A 24,857-nucleotide genomic window follows, 5' to 3' on the forward strand; every position below is an offset into this window, starting at 1 on the left:
GAACTCCCATACGGGCCCGCAGCCTCCGATGCTGCATTGCAAGGCCGGACAGATGGCCGCATCCGACTACGTGCACTACCTCCAAAAATCGCTTGCGTCTTTTGGGGCGTCCACAGATGGGAAGCGGCCACCCTCCATTTTCGTCATCCCGGCGAAGGCCGGGATGACGATGGAAGAAAGGTCGGCGGACGACCGCAATCGGTCGTTCCCTGCCGTCGCATCTAGATCGAGGGTGATCCGGAAGCGGATGTCAGTTGGCTACTGCCTCGATCCGCATTTTAGATGCCCGAAGCAGGCGGTAAAGCGGGCACCTAGCGATTTTAGCGCACCACATCGGATGCTTCGAAAAGCGTTGCCACCGTCACGGCGCGGGGGAAAGGCGCAAAATCGCCCCGCACGCCATGTTTCAGCGCCGACAGAATGAGGCCCGACCGCGCCGCGCCTTCTGGCCCGCTGCCTTGCCAGATCGCATCGAGAACACCTGCGGCAAACGCATCGCCCGTGCCGACGCGGTCCCGGATGGGTTCGATCCGGATTTCAGGGGTTGCTGCGAAACAGTCGCGCGCGTCCACCCGGGCCGCGATGCGGTGATCGGTCGCGCCGACGATACGCCGCGCCGTCGAGGCGACATATTGAAGCGACGGATATTCTTCGAGAAGCGCCAGCGCGGCGGCTCGGCGCCGGCTTTCGCCGTCGCCCGAAAACGCGCGGCCCAGAAGCAGGGATGCGTCGCGATGGTTGCCGAACAGGATACTCGCCCTGCCCACAATCCGGCGGAGGATCGCGCCCGGATCGTCGTTCCATTTCTCCCACAGGCGGCCGCGCCAATTGCCGTCGAAAGAGACGCCGATGCCCGCGGCACTGGCCGCCTCCACCGCCGCCAGGGCGGCCTCCGCCGATTGCGGGCCCAGCGCGGGGGTCACGCCCGAAAGGTGCAGCCAGTCGGCGCCGGCGAGCAGTTCGGCCCAATTCCAGTCGCTTGCCGCCATCGCCGCGAAGGCGGAATCTGCGCGGTCATACAGCACCTCTGCCGGCCGTACGGGTCCGCCGGGGATATGATAATAAAGGCCCATCCGTCCCTCGCGCCGTTCGACGCGGGTCGTGTCGACCCCGTGCGCGCGAACCGCGTGGATTGCCGCGTCGCCGATGGGGCCCCGGGGCAAAGCGCTGATCATGCGGACTGCCAAGCCGTGCGATGCAAGCGCCACGGCAACATTGGCCTCGGCCCCGCCGACAAAGGCATCGAAGCGCGGGGATTGCAGCGGCATTTCACCATCCGGCACCGACACGCGCATCACGATTTCGCCGAAGCAGGCGACGGTAAAGGGTTTTGCTGTCATTATTCCAGTCCGGTTTCGGCTATCGCGGTGCAGCCAATGGCAATCGCCGAGCCGAAGGTCGCATGTGCGGTTTCGCCGACGCGGATCGGGTGTACGCCCGTTATCGCGCCCGCCGACAGCCATTGCCCCGGCTCGAGTGCGATACGCCCCTTCAGATGCTGCTCGATCAGGAAGCGCACCGATCCCAGCGGCCCGTCGAGGACATCGCGCGCGCGCCCGCGGCCGACCACCGTTCCTGCGACCATCGTTTCGACGTCGAGCTGGTCGAATATGCCCCGGTCGAGCAATGGCCCCAGCAACAGTCCATTGTTGATGCCGAGGTCGGCGATGATCGACCAGGGCGCATGATCATGCACGTCGGGCGCGGGCGAACTGGCCACTTCGAACCCTGCGCGAATCTCGCCGATATAGTCGAGCACGCGATCGGCGGGCGGTATATGGCCGGGCACCGCGTGGAGCCGCAACATCACCTCGGCTTCGATCGCCCCCGCACCGCCGCGAAAGACCCGGGCCTCCCCCGGCGATACCGTGAGCGTAGTGCAGCGCAGAACCGGCCCAGCGAGACGCTCGGCGCCCAGCGTGGCTACCATAGGCGCAGGGATACGGCCGACTTTCCAGCCCAGCACCGGCATGTCCAAGGACATCAGTATCCGGTTCTGCATGGCATAGGCTTCGTCGAGTGACGCGGGGAGCGGCTGCGGAAAAGTCGGCAGCGCCGTCCCGCGCCGACGGGCATTTGCAAGGGAGGCCGTCCCATCGTCGGCGCGAAGTTGAAAGGTCATCCGGGCGGGCGTCCCATCGTCAGGCGAGCTTCGCGCTCAGCAGATAACGCTCGCGGCTTTCGGCTGCCCGGCGGCGCAGTTCGTCGAGCGCGCGCTCTTCGGTTTCGTCGAGCATCGATTCGAGCAGGCGATTGAAGTGCCGGCGCATCGCGAGCCGCGCGCCCGCGGCGTCACGGCGGCGCAAGGCCTCGACCACATCGGCATGTTCGGCCTGCCGCGCGCTGCCATCCTTGCGGCAGACGAGCGAGTGACTCTGTTTGACCTCGGGCAGTTCCAGACGCATCCGCCACAGTCGTTCGATGACGTGGATGATTGCCTTGTTGTTCGACGCCGCGGCAATCGTCATGTGAAATTCGCGGTCGATCGCGCTCACTTCCTCTTCGCTCTTGCCATCATCGGCCATTGCCGCGAGCAGTTCGTCGAGCTTCGCCAGCGTTTCGGCCGAGATCGTCGGGGCGGCCAGCGCCGCCGCCTCCGCTTCGAACAGCGAGCGTGCTTCGGTCAGTTCGAACGCGCTAACCTTGGGCAGGATCGAATTGTCGTCGGGAAGCGGCGTTGCGACATAGGCACCCGCGCCCGTCCGGATGTGAATCCACCCGGTTGCCTGCAGCGCAATCTCGGCTTCGCGGATCGTCACGCGGCTGACCTCGAACTGTTCGGACAATTCGCGTTCGCCGGGGAGGCGGGTTCCGGGCGGATAGGTTCCGTCGTGAATGAGGCGGCGGATCGTATCGGCAATCTCTTCGAAAAGGCGGCGTTCGGCCATCGTCAATATACTCCCCGCTCCAATGTCAGGAAGTCTATACAATCAGGTAGGACAAGTTTGAAGCCCATCACCGTCCGCCGTTTCAGTTTTTCTCGGCGCACGCGCGCGGGTCGGGAATCCGGCGGCCGCAGAGGAAGGCCAAAGCGCGCGCCGTCATCATCCGCTGGCTGTCCGCATCGAATTTCCCGTGCCCGCCGCCAGGTACGATGAAGAGGTCGACCGGAACCGCGAGTTCATCGAGCCGCCGCTTGAGGTCGATCGACTGTGCAACCGGCACGACTGGGTCGGCATCGCCATGGCCGATAAAGACCGGCGGAACATCGCTGCGAAGCCAGGCAATCGGCGACATGCGACGCGCCATCGTGTCGGCCCCATCCCCCTCCCCGATCCAGTTTGCAACCGTGGCGTGGCGCGCGCCTGAAGCGTCCTTCGTCGCTGTCAGATCGGTCGGACCATAAAGATCAACGACCGCCGCAGCGCGGCCCGCGCCGCGACATTCGGCAGGATCGATGGCATTTTCGTCAGGCAGCAGCCCGACCATCAAAGCCAGATGCGCACCCGCCGACGTGCCCGAGACGACGATCCGGGCGCGGTCGAAGCCATAGCGCTCGGCGTTGGCGTCGACCCAGTGGAGCGCGCAGCGCGCGTCCTCGACCGCCGCCGGTGCCCGCGCCGCGCCGGCGAGGCGATATTCGACCGTAACCACCGAAAAGCCGGCGGCGACATAGGGGCGGAAGCCGGTCCAGCTTTCAGGGCGCGCGCCGCGGGCCCAGCCGCCGCCGTGGAAATGGATGAGGACAGGGCCCGGCTTCTTGCGGACGGCTGGATGAACATAGAGGTCGAGACGCAGCGGCCTGCCACCCACCGTGCGGTAAACGGCGTCCTTGACGACGCGACCGGGCGCGATTTCATCCGTGGCCGACGCTCCTGGTGCCAGGAGCGCCGCCATCGCGGCGATGCCGGAGAGGACAAGCCGGCGGGACAAGCTAGATCCGCGCCCGGATGCCGATGAAATATTTCGACCCGTAATAATGATATTGGCGGCTGCTGCCGTAGACGGGCATGTAGGTCGCCTTCGGTTCGTTGAAGATATTGATCGCCTCGAAGCGCAGCGAAACACCCCGCATCAGCGCTAGCGAGGCGCGGAAATCGAAGGTTTCGCTGGGCCCGACGTAGCGCAGCTGGCTGTTGCCGCCGACGAAGTCCTGATAATATTTCGACCGGTAATTATAGATTGCCTGAAGCGATACGGGGCCGATTTCATAATAGGCCTGCGCCGAAAGGACGTGCTTCGAATAGCCTGACAGACCGGCCGGCGCGATCAACCCCGGCGATACCGTTTCGGATTCGGGATCATAGACGTCGCCGAGGCGAACATCCTGATTTTCGAAATTGGCGTCGGCATAATTATAGCTGACCTTTGCCCCCAGACCGTCGAGCGGTTTGGGCAGGAAGCTGAAGCGCGTCGCAGCGGTCAGTTCGATGCCGTAGATGCGCGACTTGTCGGGGCTGTTGCGCGTCTGGATCACCGGAACGGTCACGTCCTGCCCGTCGACGGTGAAGCTTTCGTCATAGACCACCGGCTGAAAGCCGCCGGTGAACTGCTTGTAGTAGACGGTCGCCGATAACAGGCTATCCTTGTTCGGATACCATTCGATCGCCGCATCGGCATTCCAGGACATCAGCGGCTTGAGGCGCGGGCTACCGTTTGCGCGCGCATTTTCGATCGCGTCCTGGACCGAGGTAAAGCTACCGCCATCCTCGAGCGTGAAGGTCCGCCCGGCGCCAAGCGCACTGGGTGCGGGGCGCGACATCGCGCGGTAGCCGGCGAGACGCAGCAGCATGTTTGGCGCGACCTCGAAAATCGCGTTGACGCTGGGCAGGATGCGCGTCGTCCCGCTCTTGATCGTGACCGTGTCGAACTCGCCGCTGTCGTCGAGGCGAATCGTGCCGTCGCCATTGTCGACGATCACCAGGTCGCTGCGCAGCCCGTTCGAGGTCACATCGGTTTTGACCACGCGAACGCCGAAATTGCCCCGAACCGGAAGATTGCCGAGGTCGCCTTCATATTCGGCCATCACATAGCCCGCGAGCGTGCGTTCGGTGACGTCGCGGTTCGCGACCGAACGGATATCGTCGGGAAGCCCGGGATCTTCGGTGCCGAGATATTCGCGGAACAAGCAGTCGACATCGAAGGTCGCCCAGCTATGAATGTCATTGCCGTCGGCGGCGGTGAGATAATCGCGCTGCGGAAAGGCCTGACGGCAGAGATTGTTGATCCGCTGATCCTCGGTCCGGGCCGGATTCTGGTTGAAGTCGCCGTTGCGGACATCATAGTCGCGGTAGGTCAGCCGCGCCCAGCGCGCACCCGCCGAAATGCTCCGCAAAAAGCCGTCCATTTCATAAATCGCGTCGACGCGCCCTGCGACAATCTCGTTGCGGCGCCTGGCCTCGTCGCGGCGGAAGCGGGCATCGTCCCAGAAGAGGTCGTGGTTGTCGAGATCGAAGCGCGGATCGATCGTGATCGTCGGGACGAAGCTGCCCGGCGCAAGATCATAAGTGTAGGGAATGCGCATATTGTTGAAGACGGTGCGCACGCCGTTGACGTCGGTCGGATCGGTGCGGAGGCGGAAGTTGCGCTCGATTTCCTTGCGGATCGTTCGCGAATAGCTGCCGTCGGCCGTCAGCGTCAGCCGGTCGTTCGGCTTCCACTCGACCGACAGGCCGCCGCCCAGATATTCTTCCGACCGCGAAAGTTCGGACCCATTGGATTCGAGCGAACTCTGGCCCTCCAGATGGCGAACGATACCGTTGGCGTCATATTCGACGTTGACGAGACTGCGCCGCGCTTCGGACAGCGTCAGATCGCGCCGGCTCTCGACATAGGTGCGGTCCGAATATTGGACGTCGAGATTGACGTTGATCCGTTCCGACGGGCGCCACTGGATCGCACCGAAAGCGGCGTCGCGCTGGTCGGTCTCGCTGATCTGGCGGAAAATATAGCTGTTCGGGACCAGATAATAGGGGACGTCGCTGCCATAATCCTCGCGAGCGAGTTCGGTGCAGTTGTTGTTCGTCACCACGATGTCGGCGCGGCATGCGCTCCACGTGGTGCTCGCAGCATAGGTTTCTTCGGGGTTGTTCGTGTCGTTGCGCTGAAAGCCGATCGAGATGCCGATCGTATCGTTCGCGAACTGATCGACATAGCTCAGCGTGCCGCGCCAGCCGGTCCCACCCGATCCGACGATCCGGTTGCCATAGGGATTATATTGCCCCTTGATTTCCCCTTGGATGCGACGCTTGCCGAAATCGAGCGGACGCAGCGTGCCGATCTCGATCGTGCCCGCAACGCCGCCTTCGACCAGATTGGCCTGCTGGGTCTTGTAGATCTTGATATTGTTGACGAGTTCCGACGGAAACTGATTGAAGTTCACCGAACGGTCACCGCTGCCATTGGTCGCATCGCGGCCGTTGAAGGTTGCGTTGGACAGGAAAGGGCCAAGGCCGCGAAGCGCGATTTCGGACGCATCGCCCTTTTCGCGGTGCGTCGTGGCGCCGGTGATCGTCTGGATCGCCTGCCCCACCGACAGCGCCGGCAAGTCGCCGATATCGTCCGCCGACAGCGCGTCGACGATCGCCGTCTCGCGGCGCTTTACACTGATCGAATTCTGGATCGTCTCGCGGATGCCGGTGACGACGATCGCATCATCATCAGTCGCCGCGCCTTCAGCAGAACCGGTCGCATCCTGCGCCGCCGCCGGGGCCGCAAGCAGCAGCAGCGGCCCGACCCCCGCCAGCAAAGCCGCGCGAAGCGCACGATTATCGACCTGCTGCTGAACCTTCACGCCGTCTCTCCCTCGAATATCTTGATTCTGTTCTGACCAATATGGTCGAACATTGCATATATTTTGTCAACCATTGTGTAAGCTGAATTGGTATGACCAATTTTACGCCCCGCAATCGAACCCCTGTCAGGGGACGAGCTGGCTCGCCAGCCCCGGCACCGCGACAGCGAGGGCCTGCGTCACAAGGCGCGCCGTGACTTCAGCGCCAACGGCGCCCAGATGCGTATAATCGAACTTGCGTGTCACCTGCCCCCGCGCGCCCTTGTGGGTAATCGGCGGCGGCGGTGGCGGCGCGGGACGCGCCGCGAGCGTGGTCCCGGCTCTGGCTGCGGCAAGCTCCTCGTCGCTCGGCGGCTCCTGCGCCAGCTGCGTCGCCGTCTCGGCGCCCATCTTCTGCACCTGCGCCGCGCTCAACGCATTGAGATCGACCAGCGGCACGTCCATCGCCTTGGCGACGTTGCGGACCTGATCCGACCAGCTTGCAAGCGTGTTGCGAAGCTCGCCATCGCGAAACTCGCGGCGCGTCAGCGGCGTCACGAGCACCGGGACCGCCCCCGCCGCGCGCACCTCCTCGACGAAGCGCCGTAAATTTGCAGGGAATTCGGTCGTCTCGTCGGTCCAGCGTTCGGCCTTGCTCGACTGATCATTGTGCGCGAACTGGATGAGCACATAGGTTGTGCGATAGCCCGGCACCTTCGCTTCGCCGAGCGCGATGTCCCAGCTTCCTTCCTGGCGGTAGCTGCGCGTGCTGCGACCGCCGCGCCCGGCGTTGACGCACGCCACCGACGATTTGACATGGCCGGCACAGAAGGCGCCGCCCCAGCCGCTGTGCGGCGCCATCGTCGAATCGCCGACGAGGATGATCTTGTAGGGCGAAAGCGGCTCGGCATCGGTCCGCTCGCGCTCCTTGGCCTGCACGCCGCCGGCAAGCGCGGCGGCGAACAGCGGAATGGCTAACCAGCGCATATCCTGTCCCCTTCTTCTGCGGATTACATCGTCACGAAAAATAGAGCCCGCCGTTGACGTCGAGGCAGACGCCGGCAAGAAAGCTCGCCGCAGGCGATGCAAGATAGGCGATGGTATCCGCGACCTCGTCGGGATGGCCTTCCCGGCGCAGCGGTGTGTTTCCGGCGGTCGCCGCGCGGCCCTCCGGCTTCGAGAAAATGTCGTGAAAGCTTGTACCGATCAGTCCGGGGCAAACCGCATTGACGCGGATACCCTGCGGCCCCAATTCCTTTGCCATCGACCGCGTGTAGGTCATCAAGGCGCCCTTCGCGGTGGCATAAACCGATGCGCCGGGGCCGCCGCCGTCGCGTCCCGCCTGGCTCGAGACATTGACCACCGCCGATCCCTCGCCGAGGAAAGGCAGGGCAGCCTGGAGGACGAGGAAGACCGATTTGAGGTTGAGCGTCATGACATGGTCGAAGAAGGCCTCGTCCATCTCGCTCAGCGTCTTGCGCGCGACCATGCCGCCGGCAAGGTTGACGAGGATGTCGAGCCGGCCGCTGAACGCGACGCCGACCTCGTCGAGCATTGCGCGCACCGCGGCGCTGTCGGTCACGTCGGCCTGGACCAGAAAGGCGTCGCCGCCCGCGTCACGGATCGCCTGCAGCGTTGCTTCCGCGGCTTCCCGACCGCTGTTGTAATTGATCGCAACGCGCGCTCCGGCGCGCGCGAGCGCGATCGATACCGACCGGCCGATATCGCGGCCGCCGCCGGTGACGAGCGCAGTTTTTCCTTGGAGATTCATCGAATTCTTTTCCTTATTCTTGGGTGTTGCGGGGCGCAGTCGCGACGGGTTCGACGCGGCCGCCGATCAGTCGAAATGCGAGGAAGGAGAGCGGAACGATCGCCGCCGACAGCGCGAAGATCGGCGCATAGCCATTCTTTGTGAGGACCGGCACGAGCCAGGTGGTGATCAGCGTCCCGGCGACCGCGGCGGTGCCGCTGATCCCGGCAAGGCTGCCGACCGCCCCGCCGCCGAAGTAATCGCTCGGCAGCGTCTGGATATTGCCGATCGCCATCTGGAAACCGAACAATATCCCCGCGATCAGCAGGACGGCGCTGAGCGGATCGTCCGCACCGATCGTCGCAAGCAGCGTGGGGAGCATGATCGCGCAGCCAATGCCGATCGTCAGCGTGCGCGCCTTGTGGACGCTCCCGCCGGAAGCGATGATCCGCCCCGCCAGCCAACCGCCGAACAGGCTGCCCAGCATGGCGCCGACGAAGGGAACCCAGGCGAACAGCCCGATCTGCTTCACGTCGAAGCCGAAGGTCTCCGCAAGGTAGATCGGCAGCCACGATACGAACAACCACCACACCGGATCGAGGAAGAAGCGTGACAGGATGACGCCCCAGCTCTGCCGATGGCGGAGAAGTTCGCCGAGCGGCACGCGGCGATCATCGCCCGGCCCGGCCTCGGCACGGCCGGTCAGAATATGCTGACGCTCCGCTTCGCTGAGCCAGGGATGATTTTCAGGATCGCCCTTGTAGAACCATAGCCACGGAACCAGCCAGACGAAGCCCAAGATACCGACGATGAGGAAGGTGCCGTGCCAGCCGAACTGGACGAAAAGCAATGCGACGAGAGGGGCCGAGACGATTCCGCCCAGCGACGCCCCGGCATTGAATATGCCCTGCGCGAGCGCGCGTTCGCGCGAGGGAAACCAGAGCGCATTGGCCTTGGCCGCGCCCGGCCAGTTCCCCGCTTCGCTGAGCCCCAAAGTCGCGCGCAGCACGCCGAGCAGCGGCATCGATCGGACAAGCGCGTGCGCCGCGATCGACAGCGACCAGAAGAGGATCGAGATGGTGAAGCCCATCCGTGTCCCGATCGCGTCGAACACGCGCCCGAACAGCGACTGACCGACGGCATAGGCGATCATGAAGATCGTCACGAGCAGCGCATAATCTTCCTTGGTGGCGCCGATGTCTTTCGACACTTCGGGCCACATCACCGCGAGCGCGTTGCGGTCGATATAGTTGATGACGGTGGCGAGGCCGATGAGGCCGATCACGCACCAGCGCAGGCCGCCCTTCATTTTGCGCCTCCCTTGGCAAGATCGAAGCGGCCGACGGGGCCGGTCCATGAATGCGCGGCACCGTCGATCGTGACGCTGTGCAATGCGTCCGCCGCGACATTATCGGACACCGCGACCGCCATACGGCGGCCGCCGGCCAGCGTGATGACCACGAGGTCGACATCGCCGAGACGGCGGTGGTCGAGTCCCACGACCCGCGCGCGGCTGCCGACGACTGTCTCGGCCGATGCGTCATAGGACCCATGCGGTTCGAGCAGGCTGACGAAGGTCGCGCTGTCGGCGCCGTCGATACGCTGGATCAGCACAGGCTGCCGGAGCAGGTTGAACTCGGGGTCGTTTGCGCCGCTTTCCGCGAGGATGAAGCGGGCGCCCGCGGGCGGCGCCATATGGTAGCTGTAGAAGCGGTTGCCCTGCATGAAGGTGAGCCGCGCTGCCTTGCCCGCCGCCTTGTCCGCCGCGCTGCCCACGCCATCGACCCACAGATGCTGGTAGCCGTTTGCGGTGCCCAGCACCGGCCGCTCGGCCAGCTTGCGATCGAAAACGATATCGCTGTCGATAATCTGTCCGGAAAAGTGCAGCGGCAGGTCAAAGCGATGCCTGCCGCCGCCAGTTCCACGGAGGATATCGAGAATAAGTGGATTGCCGAGCCCGTCGATGTCGAGCAGCAACAGCGCGCGGCGGATCCCGACACCCTTGTATGCGCCGTCGATCGCCGCGATCGAATAGCGCGTGGGGCCATCGAGGCGGCTCGCGAGCTGCTGGGTGGGAATTTTCTCTCCCACCTTCCAGTCGCCCGCAAAATGGCTTTGTTCGTCGACGACGAGCGTATTGTGCGCCACCGTCGCACTCGCCCAGCTGTCGTTTTCGGGGAGGTAACGTCCGCCGCGCTTCGCCTCGACATTCAGGAAGCGCGCCGCGCCATAATCGGTGACGACCGCGCCGGTCTCGTCATAATAGAGCCAGTTCAGGCGGTCGAAATGTCCGTGCCCCATGCCCTGCACGGTATTTTTGACGACGAGCAGCGGACCGGTCGCCGTCGGTCGATCGCGCAGCAGGACAAGCGCCCCGCCCTTGCCGTCGGGCCCGTCCGACAGCAGCCGCGAGGCAAAGGGCCACGGCTTGGCCTTGCCTGCCGCAACGTCCGCCGCCAGCGCTTCGCCCGCGGGTGTCAGCACCGTATGCCCCTGCCGCTCGGCGATCGACAGAAAGACGGGATCGCGCGTCGCGGCATAGGCTATTGCAACCGCCTGATAGAGCTCATCGGTGCGCAAGCTCTTGTCGGGCATCGCATCGTTGATCGGAAGGAAATAGCCGTCGTGGGTGACGTCGATGGCGGTTCGCACGGCTTTCAGGACGATGCCGCCGCGATAGTCGAAGATCTTGCGCTGGGGTTCGTTGGCGTCGATCGCGGCAGCGAAGACCACGAAGGGCATCAAGGCATAGCGCTGATAATAGGGGCCTTCGGCGTAATAGCCGTCCGGCGAGAAGAGCAGGTCGAGCTGGCGCAGGAAGCCCGTCTTGCCGCTCTTGTCGAGCCCCAGCAAAGCCTTGTCGACCAGATCGCGGTCGCCCAGCAAATAGCCCGCGAGCCCGACGCCGGCGCAGGCCCAGGTCGCATGATTATGGATCCGGCCGATCACCTCAGGCGACCCGTCGGACAGGAATTTCGCCATCGGACGGATCGCGCCATCGTCGATGCGCGCGCGCTCGGCTGGGGTCAGCGCATCGCGGATCTGCGCATAGCCCTGCACCGCATTGACGAGGAAGACGCTGTCGTTGAGGCTCTGCCAGAACAGCCGGCCGGTCGCCTGGTTCGCAGCCGCCGGGTGCGGCCCGAGCGTCGGGTAAAGCTTGGCATAGGCGAGTAGCAGGTCGCGGACATGGTCGCGGTAACGGACGTCGCCCGTAAGCCGGTAGAGCTGACCGCCCTCGAAGATGATCCGGTAATTGCGCTTATGCTGTTCGTGGGTGAAGCCGCCGCCCGGATCCTTCGGCACGGGCACATTGATCCCTGCCCGGATCGAGGCCTCGACATCGCGTTTCGCCGCTTCGACTTCAGCCGCGAACAAGGGCGCATAGGATCGGGTGTGCTCTGCGGTAGGCGGCGGCGCGGCGACGGCAGCCGTGGCAGGCATGGCAGCGGCGAGCAGAAGCGCAAGGGATCGCATCATGGCCGCGCCTCCATGGCATTGTTCGACAGATCTGCGCGCAGCGGGCCTTTATAGACCAGTTCTTCCACCCGCGGCGCCGGGGTGGCGGCAAAGCTGTTGCCGCTGATCCGTGTGTCGGGCGCGCCGACCGAATGAATGATCGCAATCGCGCCCGATTTCGCGAACGCATTGGCCGTAATGCGGACATGCTGCGCACCCGAAATGCGCAGCGCCACGCCGTCAGTGCCGCTGTCGACCACATTCGACCCGGTCATCGCAAACCACGGACCGAAGGTGCTCTCGTCCGTCCCCTTGCGCAGCAGATCGGCAATCATGCCGACGGCGGCAAAACTGCTGTCCGCGATCGTCAGCCGTTCCATCGGATACCAGCCTTTCGGCTCCTGCTCACCGGTCCCGTCGATAACGAGACCCATGTCGGCGAAGCTGCTGTTCGCAATGATGATGTCGTCGGCGAAGGTTCCCGGCGCCATCGCGACCCCGGTGAGGCGTCCCTTGGCCGGCCCCCGCACTGACACGCCGTCGAGGGCGATCGCATAATTGGGGGCAGCGCCCGCTTCGATCGCGATCAATGGCCCGGCGCCTTCCACCGCATGCGCGTCGATCGCCAGATTTTCTACCCGCAAACCACCGCCGCCGACGATCCGCGCAAGCTGCGAGACGATGTGGAGCACGGGCTTTGCGTCTTTGGCGCCGGCGATGGTCAGCCGGTGGCGCACCGTAAGCGGCGCTGGAATATCATAGGTGCCGCTCGCAAGCGTCAGCGTGTCGCCGGGCTGCGCGCCCGCGACCGCCGCGGCGAGCGACGCGCCCGCGGCAACGCGGCGCGTGACGCCAGCGCCGAACGCCGCTTCAGGCGCTGCGCTTCGATACCAGCTGGCACCCACTTCGTCGCGCGTCACCGGGCGAAGATCGCGCGGGGCGCCAATCGCGGCGAGCGCCGGGTCGGTCGGATACAGCAGGCCGTTCGCGCCGCGTTCGAGCGCGACCTCGCGCTGCTCGACCCCTGCGCCAAGCAGCGGCGTCGCCACGCGCGCCTCGACATTGTCGGCGAACGCAATGCCGTCGATTGCGCCTTGCGCCCGGAAGGGATCCTGCCCCTTTGCCCCGACGATCAGGTTGCGATCGAACCGGCTGTCGACGGGCGGGGCCGAGCGTTCGGCATCGGCACCGGCGGCGAAGGTGATGCGCGCGGCGTCGATGATGCTGTTGCCCTCGATCCGCGCATTGGCGACCTGATGATAGCGATTGATCACCGAATTGGGGACGCCGTTCATCACACTGATCGCGCTCTTGAACGAGGTGCCTGCAAGCCCCTCCAGATAATTGTCGCGCACGATCTGATCGCGATTGATCACGCGCACGCCCCCGGTGTCGGGAACCCCCTGGCCGAAGAAGATATTGCGTTCGACAATATTGCCGTTGCCGTGCCGCAGCACGAAAGCGCCCTGCGAGGCGAGCACAAGATTCTCGCGAATGATATTGCCGCCCGATTTGACCGAGACGATCTCGACTTCGCCGCTGCAGCGATCGAAGATGTTGCGCTCGACGAGCGTGTGACTGTCCGACAGCGATTCTTCGCTCGTCCCGATGCGGATCGTCTCGCCTCCATTCGATCCGAGCGGCGGGCGCGGTCCGAAATAATTATGATCGATGCGGTGCCGGTTATCGAGCGGATCGCCCGCCTTGCGGATGACCGCCAGGGTAACGCCGCTGTTTGTCTTGCCCTCGAAATGCGAATGATCGACGCGGTTCCCGGTCCCGTAGAGCGCGACCCAAATATCTTCTGCGCGGCGGTCGGCCTTGCTGAAGCCGTCGATCACCACCTCGGTGACACGCGAATCGCGCGCCAGGTCGGACGAATTGCGCCGGAAGGAGATGACCTCGGCGGTCGGGCTGGCGCCATCCTTGAAGACGAGGCCCGACACGACGAGGTGGCGCCCCGCCAGTCGCAGGTTCGACTGACCGGTGAGAACGACCTTGCCCTTGGTTTGCGCCGCGAGGGTGATCGGCTTCGTCGCGGTACCGGTGCCGACGAACAGCGCCTGAAAATCGCGCCATTCGCCGTCGGCAAGCAGGATGGCGTCGCCGGGTTTCGCCGCCTTGACCGCCGCGCGGAACTGCGCGGGATCGGACACGAGCAGGTCGCGCGCGTTCGCCGGCGCCGCGGCGGACGCGAGAAGCGCGAGGATCAGAACCGAACCGATTTTCAATGCCTCATCCTTTTATCTTGCCCTGCGCCGTCACCCCGAGCGCCCTAGAAACGCACCGACGCGCCGAAGGTGATCCGGCGATCGGGCAGTCCCTCGAAGCACAGCAGTGCCCCGTCATTGACGCAATATTGCGAGATTTTCGACTTGGAGAGGTTGACCCCCTCGACCCCGACACTGAGGAAGCTGTTGATATCGTAAGAAATGCTCGCATTGAGCTGTCCCCGCGCCGCTGTCACGACCGGAAAGCCGAAGGTGCTCGCAAGCGTCGCGCCGCCGACCGTGTCCAGCGTCCGGAACGCGCTCCGCCATGTGTAGCGCGCGCGGGCCGAGAGCCCGTATTTTTCGTAATAGAGTGTCAGATTATAGGCGTGCTTGGAAAAGTCGAGCAGCCCCTGCTTCGCGGTTACCGGCACGAAATCGGCATCATCGTAGATGCCGTTGATCGCGTTGAAGATATCGGTGCCGCGCGTCGCCGAGCTGTTGACAGCCTGGCCGCCGCCGAATTTCTGATAGGTGTAGTTGGCGACGATCCCGAAGCCCGATGCGAAGCCCAAGGCATCCTCGAACTGCGACAGGTCATATTGCAGCGCGACTTCGACGCCGGTCTGCGTCGTACTGCCGCTGTCGTTGATCGTCGTCAGGATCGGGACGCACATGCCCGATCCGCCGATCGGCGATAGCTGGTTGCGAAACGCGATCGGATTATAGATGCCCCCGCCCTCGCACGGCGCGGTGATGTCGCGATAGCCATTGGCGTCAAGCGGCGCATCTTCGAGCTGGGTGACGAAAAGGTCAGTACGCTTCTTGTGAAACACCCCGACGCTGAGCACCGACGAAGGCGCGAAGTACCAGTCGATCGAGGCGTCATAGGAGGTGACGGTTTCGGGGCGCAGATTCGGATTGCCGATCGAGACCGCCGCGTTTTCGCTCGTCACGAACGATACCGAAGTCGATAGCAGGTCGAAATCGGGACGGTTGATGTCGCGGCCCCAGCTGGCGCGCAGCAGGATATTGTCCGCGACATCGGCGACGAGATTGAGCCGCGGCAACAGCTTGCTGTAGCCGCCCCGGGTGACGACCTGCGTCACATTGGCGCCGGTGATCGAATTGCCGATCGAATCGAGGCTGGTGTCGAGCCAGCGAAGACCGAAATTGCCGCGTACCGGGCCGATCTCGAAATTGGCCTGACCATAGACCGCGTTGGTCGTCTCGTTGATCGAGAAATAGCCCGCCGAATTGGCCGATGCGTCGTTGAGGGCGCGCTGGCCGGGCGCCGCCAGCAAGGCGGCGCGCAGGATGTCGAGTGTACCCTCGCGATCGCTGAACGCGCGGTTGGGGTCGACGAGCAGAAAGTCCTTGAAGAAAAGCGTCCGGCCGTCGGCGTCGCCGAAATTGTTCGGACCGCGAACCAGCAGATCGGCAAACAAGGTGCCGCGCGGACTGTCGTTGAGGCTGCTGAGCGTAAGCGTTGAGCCGACATCGTTGAAGGTGCTGGACGACCGGTTGAAGCGATAGCCGACGTCGAATGAGGTGAAGAAGGGCGTCAGGTCCGCGACATCGAGCGACAGATCGATGCGCGCCGCGTCTTCCTTGTTGCGCGTGCTGTCATTGCCGATCGACACCTGCTGCAACACGACATTGGCGGGGTCGAGCAATTGTTCGACCGTCGGCGCAAAGGGCGAGTCAAAATTGATCCCGAAGGCAAGCGATCCGCCCGACAGGTCGTAGATGAAGGGAACCGCATTGTCGTTCCCGGTGAAGACCGGAGCATTGGGGTTGAGGAAATTCAACGTCGTGCTGAGATCGGGATTGCGCGTGTTCGAAATCGAACGCGATGCCTCGACGCGTCCGGTCAGCCGTCCGGCGTCGAACTCGGTGCCGAGCCGGTAGATTTCGCTCTTGGTCAGGCGGGCCCCGACGTCGCTCGAGAAGCGCAGATTGGGGTCGTCGCGATCGACCGCGATATTGGGCTCGATCGTGCCCGTCTCGGCGACCCGGATACTGCCGAGCTTCACACCGTCGAGCGAACCGAAATCCACGGTCTGGAAGGATGTCGGAACGCTGTAGTCGAGCAGCGCATTGACCCCCGACCCCTGAACGCGCGAGCTGTCCTGCCGCCGCTGCTGGTCGTTATAGATGGTATCGAAATAGAATTTCACATGATCGCTCGGCGCCCATTCGAGCGTTCCGGCGAAATTCTTCGTCTCATATTCGAAATTTTCGAGCTCCTGGTTGAGGAACTGGATGCCGACGAAGTCGAAGTCCTGGGCGGCCGGGCGGCGCGTCGGCTGATTTTCGGTTACGCCGCTGCGGACCACGGTCGCGTTGACATTTTCGACAAGCCCGCCGTCGCGATCGACGCGCGGACGGAAGGATGTTGCCTCCTGCTGGGTGTAGCTGCCGCTTACCACCAGCCCGATCTCGCCGATACCCGTCGACCATTTGTCGCCGAACGTTGCCGAGATACGCGGCCGGACGCTCTTCGACAGCTCGCTATGCTCGCCCTGAACGCGTGCCGCGAGCAGCATTTCCTTCAGGTCGAGCGGGCGAATGGTGCGCAGGTTGATGGTGCCGCCCACCGATCCCTCGATCGTCTTTGCCTCGGGCGCCTTGGTCACTTCGACCGACGCGATGATCGACGCGCTGACATCCTCGAAGCTGATGCCGCCCCGACCCGACCCGGAGCCGACGGTCGAAACGCCGTTGATCTCGACGCGATTGTCGTTGGTGCCGCGAATCTGCACGCCAGTACCGACCCCGGCTTCGCGCGTGATTTGCACCCCGGTGATGTTCTCGAGCACCTCGGCGAGATTCTGGTCAGGCAATTTCCCGATGTCTTCGGCCTGGATGACTTCGATCAGATTGTCGGCGTTACGTTTTTCCGTGAGCGCACTCTGCAGCGAACTACGGATGCCGGTCACGACGATCGCATTGTCGTCCGCAGCATCGTCCGACTGCACCTGCTCCTGAGCCAGGGCGCTGACGGGCGCGAGCAGCGCGCAGAGCGCGACCCCGGAAACCCATGCCGTCACCAGCCGCGACGCCCGCGCCTTGCGGCGCAGCCCAACATAATCCCGCATCATGCCTCTCCCCAATTGGCTTGGTATTTCGGCTAGGCATAATCTTCATACCTGTATTGTCAACAAGGCAGCGAAAATATCCGTTTTTTGTCATACCACTTTGTTGACGAGTTATGAAGCCATCCATCCCGCCGCCGCGTCATGCTGCGCCCGATTTGCATCGCCCTTCCCAGCGCGGCGATATGGCGCAGGCCTTCTCTCGATTTTTGGCAGGTCAGCCATCGCCGACGCGGCGCGCGTTCGGTGGCCCAGATCGGCTCGCCGAAAACAGCCCCGGGTTCTTACTTCGTCCACGATGACCGCTGGCACGGATTAACGCATGTTCTCGATCAGAAAGCGATAAACATGCGCGCTTGCGCAGCGCGTGTGGTTCAATGTCGGCGAGGTTCGGATTTCGGATTGAAAAGCAATCTGCTCCAAGCGCTGGTCGCGGGAGCCGCCGAAATAAAGGCGCGCACGGTGCCCAGCCTTGTTCCGAAGTGGTGCGCCCGACAGGATTCGAACCTGTGGCCCCCAGATTAGGAATCTGATGCTCTATCCTGCTGAGCTACGGGCGCGTCGGCGCTCGTTTAGCGGGGCAAGGCGCGCAGCGTCAATCGGCGCGGTCAGTTGATTGCGTCGGGCGACGCGATTGGGACGAGCAGCGGCATGGCGGCGATCCCGTCGTCATGTAGCGCCTGCGTCTCTTCGGGCGAGGTCTGCCCGTGGATCAGGTCTTCGGGCGCGCGGCCTTCGTGCATCGCGCGCGCGGCATCGGCAAAATCGCGTCCGACCCAGCGCGACTGCGGCAACATCTCGGCCTGCTTCGCGGCAATCGCCGCCAGGACGGTGCGGACCATTTCGGCGGACGGCGTCGCATCGGGTGCCGGTGCGGCTACCGGCGCGGCGACCGCCCGCTGATTCGACTTGGTGCCGATGCGCGGCGCCATCACCGCCTTCTTCACCCGGCTGTCGCCGCACACCGGACAGGCGATCAGGCCGCGTGCCTGCTGGTCGGCGAAGCTGTCGCTGCTCGCAAACCAGGCCTCGAACCGGTGATCCCCGGCGTCGCAGCAGAGATCGAAGACGATCAAGGGTCAGCCCGCGCCGAGCAGCGGGTCGAGCCCGCCCCGTGCATCGAGCGCCGCCAGATCGTCGCTGCCGCCGATATGCTGGCCATCGATGAACACCTGCGGCACGGTGCGGCGACCGCCAGCCCGTGCGACCATCGCGTCGAAACCGGCGCGGTCCATCGTCACGTCGATCTCCTCGAACGCGGCGCCCTTGTTCTCGAGCAGCGCCTTCGCCCGCGTGCAATAGGGGCAGAGGAATTTGGTATAGACTTCGATCCTGGCCATGGGACTGATTTCATCCTTTCACCGCTGCATATCGGAATCGAGCGCCGCAAAGTCAAATGGCGCGGCATTTCCCGGCACATCGTGGACGACGCGCGCCCAGCACAGCGCAGACACGCGCGCGGCACCGCTGCGGCGCAGCGCCCGCGCCGCAGCGCGCAGCGTCGCCCCGCTGGCATGCACATCATCGATGAGGATGAGGTGCCGACCCGCGGCGCGCACCTTGGCATCCGGCGCCAGCGCGAAGGCCCCCGCGACGATCTTCTCACGCTCGCGGCGCCCCTTGCCGCGCAGCGTCGCGGTCGCCTTGTGCCGAACGAGCAGATTCGGATCATGCGCCGCGCCGGTCAGCCGCGCCAGCTCGTCGGCGATCAGCGCCGCCTGATTGAAGCCGCGCGACCAGAGCCGCCAGCGGTGCAATGGAACGGGCACGAGCAGCGGTTCGGCTTCGCCCGCCAGCGCCTCGAAAGGCCGCGCCATCAGGCGCGCCATCAGCCGGGCATGGCCAAGGCGCCGTCCATATTTGAGCCGTAGCGCCACCGTCCGCGCGACGGGGCCATAGGCCAAAGCTGCGGGCGCGCCGTCGAACGGTGGCGGGTCTGCCAGGCACGCGCCGCATTCGCTCGCGACGCCGGGGAGCGCCGTCGGCAGCGGCACCGAACAGCGGGCGCATGCAGGGCCATCCAGAAAATGGAGCGAATTCCAGCAATCGAGGCAGAACTGCCCGACCTCGCCCACCACCAGGCCGCACCCCGGACAACGCGGCGGCAGCGCATAATCGAGCAGCGCCGTGCCCAGTCGGCGAATGCCGCGCGACAGAGCAGGTGTCGCCGGCGCCGACGCATCATCCTCGCTGTCTTCGGCCATCGTCGCCATCGGCCTCTTGTGAAACATCGCGCCCGGCGGCACAAGCGCGCCCATGTCGCAGCCGCCGCCGCTCTTTTCCGCCGCCCGCCACCGCGCCCAGCGCGACCGGCTGGCGCGCCTGCCCGCTGATGCCAATTTCCTTGCGCCGATCCTGGCCGAAACGCTGCTCGACCGGCTGGAAATGGTCACGCGCGACTTCGACCGCATCTTGCTGATCGGCGCCCATGATGCCGCACTCGCCGACGCGTTGCGCGCACGCGGGCGGGCGCTCGACCTCTTCGAGGCCGGACCGCGGCTCGCCGCGGCGACCGGCGCGATGGTGGGTGAGGTCGATGCGATCGACCTGCCGCTCGGCCAATATGATCTGATCGTCTGGCCCGGCGGTCTCGACGCCGTGAACGACGTTCCCGGTGCGCTTGTACGGCTGCGCGCGCTGCTGGCGCCCGATGGCCTGCTGCTCGGCGCCTTTGTCGGCGACGGCAGCCTGCCGCGCCTGCGCCGTGCGACGATGGCAGAGGGGGTGCGCACCATCGCGCGGATGCATCCGCAGATCGACCTCGCCGCGATGGGCAATCTGCTCCAGCGCACCGGCTTTGCATTGCCCGTCGTCGATGTCGAGGCGCTGACCGTGCGCTATGCGGCGCTGCCGGGGCTCGTGCGCGATTTGCGCGCGGCGGGCCTCGCGAGCCGCCTCACGCCGACGCCGCTGCCGCTGACGCGCGCCGAAGCCGCGCGCATCGCGGCCGCCTTTGCCGAAGGCGCCGACCCCGACGGGCGCATTGCCGAGCAATTCCGTATCATCCATTTCAGCGGCTGGGCGCCGCACCCCGACCAGCCCCGTCCCGCCCGCCGCGGCAGCGGCACGGCGTCGCTGATCGACGCGCTGTCTCCCAGGCCCTAGGTCGGCTGCACAGTCCGGCGACCGGCGCCTATTGCTTCGCCATGTCGAGCGCGACATCGACGATCATGTCTTCCTGTCCGCCGACCATCTTGCGGCGGCCGAGTTCGACGAGGATCGCGCGCGTATCGAGACCGTGCTCGGCCGCCGCTTTTTCGGCATGTCGGAGGAAGCTGGAGTAAACCCCCGCATAGCCGAGCGTCAGTGTCTCGCGATCGACGCGCACCGGGCGGTCCTGCAGCGGGCGCACCAGTTCCTCGGCCGCATCCATCAGTGCGAACAGGTCGCAGCCATGGTTCCAGCCATATACATCGGCGGCGGCGATGAAGACTTCGAGCGGCGCATTGCCCGCTCCCGCCCCCATGCCGGCGAGGCTGGCGTCGACGCGGATCGCACCATTCTGCACCGCGACGATGCTGTTCGCGACGCCGAGGCTGAGATTGTGGTGCGCGTGGACCCCGCGCTGCGTCTCGGGCTTGAGGACGCGGTCATAGGCGGCGAGGCGCGCCGCATAACCATCCATCGTCAGCGCGCCGCCGCTGTCGGTGACATAGACGCAATGTGCGCCATAATCCTCCATCAGCTTCGCCTGGTTCGCGAGCGCGTCGGGCTCCGACATGTGGCTCATCATCAGGAAGCCGGATACGTCCATACCCAGCCCCCGCGCCGCCTCGATATGCTGTTTCGCGACGTCCGCCTCAGTGCAGTGGGTCGCGATCCGCACCGAGCGAACGCCAAGGTCGTATGCACACTTGAGGTCGTGAACCGTACCGATGCCCGGCAGCAGCAGCGTCGTCAGCACGCTATGCTCGAGCACCTCGGCAACCGCGCCGATCCAGTCCCAGTCGGTGTGCGCGCCGAAGCCGTAGTTGAAGCTCGATCCCTGCAGCCCGTCGCCGTGCGACACCTCGATCGCATCGACCTTTGCGACATCGAGCGCCTTGGCGATCGCGCGGACATGATCGAGGCCATATTGGTGGCGGATCGCGTGCATCCCGTCGCGGAGGGTGACGTCCTGGATATAGAGTTTGGTCGTGGTCGGGTCGAAGCTCATGCGGCCACTCCTTCGTTCATGCGGAGCGCGATCTTCTCGGCCGTCTTGAGCGCCGCCGAGGTCATGATGTCGAGATTGCCCGCATAGGCCGGCAGATAATGCGCAGCGCCTTCGACCTCGAGGAAGACGCTGACCTTCAGGCCCGTGAAGCTGCCGCCCATTTCGGGAATGCGTAAGGGCGCATTGCCGCCGATGCTTTCGAACTGGACCGCCTGCTTGAGGCGATAGCCGGGGACATAGGCCTGTACTTCGGCGACCATGTCCTCGACCGACTGGCGGATCGCCGCACGGTCGCCGTCGTCGCACAGGCAATAGACGGTATCGCGCATGATCAGCGGCGGTTCGGCGGGGTTGAGGACGATGATCGCCTTGCCGCGCGTCGCACCGCCGACCTTCACGATCGCCTCGCTCGTCGTCTCGGTGAACTCGTCGATGTTCACGCGGGTGCCCGGCCCGGCACTCTTCGAGGCGATCGACGCGACGATCTCGCCATAATGCACCTTGGCAACGCGGTTCACGGCCGCGACGATCGGGATCGTCGCCTGTCCGCCGCAGGTCACCATGTTGACGTTATCGGCATCGAGGTGCGCGTCGCCGTTGACCGGCGGGATCGTGTAGGGACCGATCGCCGCCGGGGTCAGGTCGACGACGCGCTTGCCGTGGGCGATCAGCACGTCGCTGTGCCGCTGGTGGGCCCCCGCCGAGGTCGCGTCGAAGACGATGCCGATGTCGGCAAAGTCCGGCATGGCGGTCAGCCCGTCGAGCCCTTCGGCCGTGACCGGAACACCGAGCCGCGCGGCGCGCTTCAGCCCGTCGCTCTCGGGATCGATGCCGACGAAGGCGCCCATTTCCAGCACCTTGGACAGGCGCATGATCTTGATCATCAGGTCCGTGCCGATATTGCCCGACCCGATGATCGCGACTTTGGTCTTCGTCATTGTCCGGCTCCATAGGTGAAGCTGCAAGTGCCGATGCCGGCGATGCGCGCCTCGACCTGATCGCCGGAGGTCAGCGCGACCATCGGCCCGAGCGCACCCGCGAGCAGGATATCGCCCGCCTTCAGCGGCTCGCCGTGACTCGCGAGCGTCTGCGCGAGCCAGGCGGCGGCGTTGAGCGGGTTGCCGAGCGCGGCCGCGCCGACGCCGGTCGATGCGACCGCGCCATTGACGGTCATCTCCATTGCGGCGCCTTCGAGGTTGAGTCCGGCGAGCGGCGATCCCTTGTCGGCCAGCACGAAGAAGGCCGAGGAGCCATTGTCGGCAACGGTGTCGGCGAAGCTGATCTTCCAGTCGGCGATGCGACTGTCGACGATCTCGATCGCGGCGTGAACGCTCGCGACCGCCGCGGCAACCTGCTGCGCAGTCGTGTCGGGGTCGGACAGATCGCCGCCAAGGATGAAGGCGATCTCGGCCTCGGCCTTCGGCTGGATCGTCCGTGCCGGATCGAGGCGTCCGCCATCGGCGACGCGCATGTCGTCGAACAGGACGCCGAAGTCGGGCTGGTCGACGCCGAGTTGCGCCTGCACCGCCTTCGCGGTCAGACCCGCCTTACGCCCCACAATCCGCCGGCCCTGCGCTTCCCAGAAGCGCGTGTTGATCGTCTGCACCGCATAGGCGCCCTGGACATCGGTCGGCTCCAGCGCATCGCGCAGCGGCGGGACAACCCCGCCCGCATAGGCATCGCGCAGGCGACGGGCGACGGCTTCGCGGGTTGCCGTCATCGCGCCTTGCCCGGATGGACGGCGCCGCAGTGGCCGCAGGTGCGCAGTTCCTCGCTGGCGTAGAAGGCTTCGAACAAGGGCGGCAGATCGCGGACGATGCTCTGGAGCTGCACCTCGACGCGATGGACGATATGGCCGCAATCGTCGCAATACCATTGGAAGGCGTCGATCAACCCATCGGGGCGCTTGCGTTCGATAACGAGGCCGACGCTGCCCGCGACGGGGCGCTGCGGCGAGTGCGGGACGTTCGGCGGCAACAGGAAAATGTCGCCTTCGCGGATCGGCATGTCCTTCGGCCCGTCATCGGTCCACAGGCGCAGGTTCATGTCGCCCTCGATCTGGTAGAAAAACTCCTCGAGCGGATCGACATGATAGTCGGTGCGCTGGTTGGGGCCGCCCACCACGGTGACGATGAAATCGGCGTCCTCCCAGATCTGCGCATTGCCGACAGGGGGTTTCAGCACTTCGCGGTGCGCCTCGATCCATTCGCGGAAGTTGAAGGGCAATCCATAGGTCAGCATGGCGCTATCCTTTCGTCGGCGCGCGCGGGATGAAGGCAGTCGCCTTGATCTCGATCAGCAGATGCGGGTGGGGAAGCTGGTGGACCGCGACGGTCGTCCGCGCGGGACCGGCTTCGTCGAAATATTCGGCATAGACAGTGTTATAGCCGCCGAAATCGTTCATGCTGACGAGGAAACTCGTTACGTCGACGACGTCGGCGAGCGAGCCGCCCGCGTCGGCAAGGATCGCGCCGATATTCTCGATCACCGCGCGCGTCTGCTGGGCGATGTCGAGGGTGACCGTGCCATATTCGTCGGCCGAAGCGCCTGCAAAGCTGTTGTCGGCGCGGCGCGAACTGGTCCCCGAGACGAAGACGAAATCGCCGGCGCGGCGATAATGCGGAAAGCGGCCGCGCGGGCGCGCCTTGCCAGGGATCACCCTGCCCCCTCTATTTTCAGCGTTCTCGCTCATGCCGCCCCTCCCTTGATCGTGAAGCCAACGCGGCCGAGATGACCGGCGTCGAGCGACACGCTGCGCGCAACGCCAATCGCGGCCGCGGCGGTCGCGCCGCCGAGCATTATGGTCCAGCCCGGCTGAAGCACCAGCCCCGCCGCCCCCGCAAGCCGCGCCGCGGCGACGAGCGAGCGGATCGGATCGCCGAGGATCGCCGCGCTCGTCCCCGTCTCCACGACCTCGCCATCGACGCGCATCGTCATCGCGACGTCCGACACGTCGGTATGGGCGGCAAGCCACGGCCCGGTGACGAAGGCCGACGACGACGCATTGTCGGCGACGACATCGCCGAGCGCGAAGCGGAAATTCTCGTAGCGGCTGTCGATGATCTCGAGCGCTGCGGCGACCGCATCGACTGCCGCGAGCGCTTCCGCACGCGTGACCTCGCCCGCGAGCGGCGCCTTCAGTCGCACAGCGACCTCGGGCTCGACGCGCGGGTGGATGAAGCGTGCGCGCTCGATCGTGGAGCCGTTGACGACGACCATGTCGGAGGTCAGCCGGCCCCAGATCTGATCCTTGAGCCCCATCTGCGCCATCTTGGCTTCGCTGGTGAAGCCCATCTTGACGCCAACCAGCGTCGCGCCGCGCGCGAGGCGATGATCGATCGCGGCGCGCTGGATGGCATAGGCGTCGGCGAGCGGCAGATCGCCCGCCTCCCCCGTGATCTGCGGGATCGCCCTGGCCTCGCGGGCGGCGGTGTCGAGCCTTGCGGCGATGGCGGCAATGTCGGCCATGAGA

21 protein-coding genes and 1 tRNA gene are annotated in these 24,857 nt (G+C 65.2%); 1 reads left to right on the plus strand and 21 read right to left on the minus strand.

The window, feature by feature from the left end; translation table 11 throughout:
• Positions 1–320: 320 nt before the first annotated feature.
• The 15 genes from P1IM2_RS05095 to P1IM2_RS05165 all read right to left on the minus strand — a co-directional run bounded on the left by P1IM2_RS05095 (position 321) and on the right by P1IM2_RS05165 (position 19,442).
• Positions 321–1,340 carry a sugar kinase gene (locus P1IM2_RS05095; protein ID WP_186401679.1) on the minus strand — a complete coding sequence of 340 codons (1,020 nt, stop codon included), beginning with the start codon at positions 1,338–1,340 and terminating at the stop codon, positions 321–323.
• The gene (locus P1IM2_RS05100) at positions 1,340–1,984 is read right to left on the minus strand and encodes a 2-keto-4-pentenoate hydratase (protein WP_186401680.1); all 645 of its coding nucleotides are present in this window, start codon (positions 1,982–1,984) and stop codon (positions 1,340–1,342) included. The genes P1IM2_RS05095 and P1IM2_RS05100 overlap by 1 nt, the downstream gene beginning before the upstream one ends.
• Positions 1,985–2,141: 157 nt before the next feature.
• Positions 2,142–2,888, minus strand: a complete 747-nt coding sequence (locus P1IM2_RS05105; protein ID WP_062767146.1) for a FadR/GntR family transcriptional regulator — start codon at positions 2,886–2,888, stop codon at positions 2,142–2,144.
• A gap of 82 nt (positions 2,889–2,970) precedes the next feature.
• Positions 2,971–3,837 carry an alpha/beta hydrolase gene (locus P1IM2_RS05110; RefSeq protein ID WP_186401681.1) on the minus strand — a complete coding sequence of 289 codons (867 nt, stop codon included), beginning with the start codon at positions 3,835–3,837 and terminating at the stop codon, positions 2,971–2,973.
• Between the two features lie 37 nt (positions 3,838–3,874).
• Entirely contained in the window at positions 3,875–6,733 is a 2,859-nt protein-coding gene (locus P1IM2_RS05115) for a TonB-dependent receptor (protein WP_186401682.1), read from the minus strand.
• Positions 6,734–6,859: 126 nt separating this feature from the next.
• Positions 6,860–7,699, minus strand: a complete 840-nt coding sequence (locus tag P1IM2_RS05120; RefSeq protein WP_186401683.1) for a rhamnogalacturonan acetylesterase — start codon at positions 7,697–7,699, stop codon at positions 6,860–6,862.
• A gap of 31 nt (positions 7,700–7,730) precedes the next feature.
• Positions 7,731–8,483 carry an SDR family NAD(P)-dependent oxidoreductase gene (locus P1IM2_RS05125; RefSeq protein ID WP_062901874.1) on the minus strand — a complete coding sequence of 251 codons (753 nt, stop codon included), beginning with the start codon at positions 8,481–8,483 and terminating at the stop codon, positions 7,731–7,733.
• A gap of 13 nt (positions 8,484–8,496) precedes the next feature.
• Entirely contained in the window at positions 8,497–9,771 is a 1,275-nt protein-coding gene (locus tag P1IM2_RS05130) for an MFS transporter (protein ID WP_186401684.1), read from the minus strand.
• Positions 9,768–11,942: a heparinase II/III family protein gene (locus P1IM2_RS05135; protein ID WP_186401685.1), complete on the minus strand. Its 2,175-nt coding sequence runs from the start codon at positions 11,940–11,942 to the stop codon at positions 9,768–9,770. The genes P1IM2_RS05130 and P1IM2_RS05135 overlap by 4 nt, the downstream gene beginning before the upstream one ends.
• Positions 11,939–14,152 (minus strand): polysaccharide lyase 6 family protein, encoded by a 2,214-nt coding sequence (locus P1IM2_RS05140; protein ID WP_186401686.1) that lies wholly within the window; start codon positions 14,150–14,152, stop codon positions 11,939–11,941. The genes P1IM2_RS05135 and P1IM2_RS05140 overlap by 4 nt, the downstream gene beginning before the upstream one ends.
• Positions 14,153–14,196: 44 nt before the next feature.
• Positions 14,197–17,235 carry a TonB-dependent receptor gene (locus tag P1IM2_RS05145; RefSeq protein WP_217373223.1) on the minus strand — a complete coding sequence of 1,013 codons (3,039 nt, stop codon included), beginning with the start codon at positions 17,233–17,235 and terminating at the stop codon, positions 14,197–14,199.
• Positions 17,236–17,712: 477 nt separating this feature from the next.
• A tRNA-Arg gene (locus P1IM2_RS05150) sits at positions 17,713–17,789 on the minus strand.
• Positions 17,790–17,837: 48 nt separating this feature from the next.
• A complete protein-coding gene (locus P1IM2_RS05155) occupies positions 17,838–18,305 on the minus strand; it encodes a DUF1178 family protein (protein WP_186401687.1) in 468 nt (155 codons plus the stop codon).
• Positions 18,306–18,308: 3 nt separating this feature from the next.
• Positions 18,309–18,569 carry a glutaredoxin 3 gene (grxC, locus tag P1IM2_RS05160; protein WP_062767121.1) on the minus strand — a complete coding sequence of 87 codons (261 nt, stop codon included), beginning with the start codon at positions 18,567–18,569 and terminating at the stop codon, positions 18,309–18,311.
• An 18-nt stretch (positions 18,570–18,587) separates the two neighbouring features.
• Positions 18,588–19,442 (minus strand): ComF family protein, encoded by an 855-nt coding sequence (locus P1IM2_RS05165; RefSeq protein ID WP_254535826.1) that lies wholly within the window; start codon positions 19,440–19,442, stop codon positions 18,588–18,590.
• A 43-nt stretch (positions 19,443–19,485) separates the two neighbouring features.
• Between P1IM2_RS05165 and P1IM2_RS05170 the strand changes: the two genes are divergently transcribed.
• Positions 19,486–20,334, plus strand: a complete 849-nt coding sequence (locus tag P1IM2_RS05170) for a methyltransferase domain-containing protein (protein ID WP_186401688.1) — start codon at positions 19,486–19,488, stop codon at positions 20,332–20,334.
• A 28-nt stretch (positions 20,335–20,362) separates the two neighbouring features.
• Here P1IM2_RS05170 and dmpG read toward each other — a convergent pair whose 3' ends face one another.
• Genes dmpG through P1IM2_RS05200 form a run of 6 tightly spaced genes read right to left on the minus strand, consistent with a single transcriptional unit; the run spans position 20,363 to position 24,853 of the window.
• On the minus strand, positions 20,363–21,385 hold the full coding sequence (dmpG, locus tag P1IM2_RS05175; RefSeq protein WP_186401689.1) for a 4-hydroxy-2-oxovalerate aldolase: 1,023 nt from the start codon (positions 21,383–21,385) through the stop codon (positions 20,363–20,365).
• A complete protein-coding gene (locus P1IM2_RS05180) occupies positions 21,382–22,323 on the minus strand; it encodes an acetaldehyde dehydrogenase (acetylating) (RefSeq protein ID WP_186401690.1) in 942 nt (313 codons plus the stop codon). Before P1IM2_RS05180 ends, dmpG begins: the two co-directional genes overlap by 4 nt.
• A complete protein-coding gene (locus P1IM2_RS05185) occupies positions 22,320–23,105 on the minus strand; it encodes a 2-keto-4-pentenoate hydratase (RefSeq protein WP_186401691.1) in 786 nt (261 codons plus the stop codon). Before P1IM2_RS05185 ends, P1IM2_RS05180 begins: the two co-directional genes overlap by 4 nt.
• Positions 23,102–23,626, minus strand: coding sequence for a 3-hydroxyanthranilate 3,4-dioxygenase (locus P1IM2_RS05190; RefSeq protein ID WP_186401692.1), 525 nt, complete (start codon positions 23,624–23,626; stop codon positions 23,102–23,104). Before P1IM2_RS05190 ends, P1IM2_RS05185 begins: the two co-directional genes overlap by 4 nt.
• Positions 23,627–23,630: 4 nt before the next feature.
• Entirely contained in the window at positions 23,631–24,077 is a 447-nt protein-coding gene (locus tag P1IM2_RS05195) for a RidA family protein (RefSeq protein WP_186401693.1), read from the minus strand.
• Positions 24,074–24,853: a 2-keto-4-pentenoate hydratase gene (locus P1IM2_RS05200; protein WP_186401694.1), complete on the minus strand. Its 780-nt coding sequence runs from the start codon at positions 24,851–24,853 to the stop codon at positions 24,074–24,076. Before P1IM2_RS05200 ends, P1IM2_RS05195 begins: the two co-directional genes overlap by 4 nt.
• Positions 24,854–24,857 lie beyond the last annotated feature (4 nt).

Source organism: Sphingopyxis sp. P1IMeth2 (assembly GCF_900185685.1).
GTDB classification, from domain to species: domain Bacteria; phylum Pseudomonadota; class Alphaproteobacteria; order Sphingomonadales; family Sphingomonadaceae; genus Sphingopyxis; species Sphingopyxis terrae_A.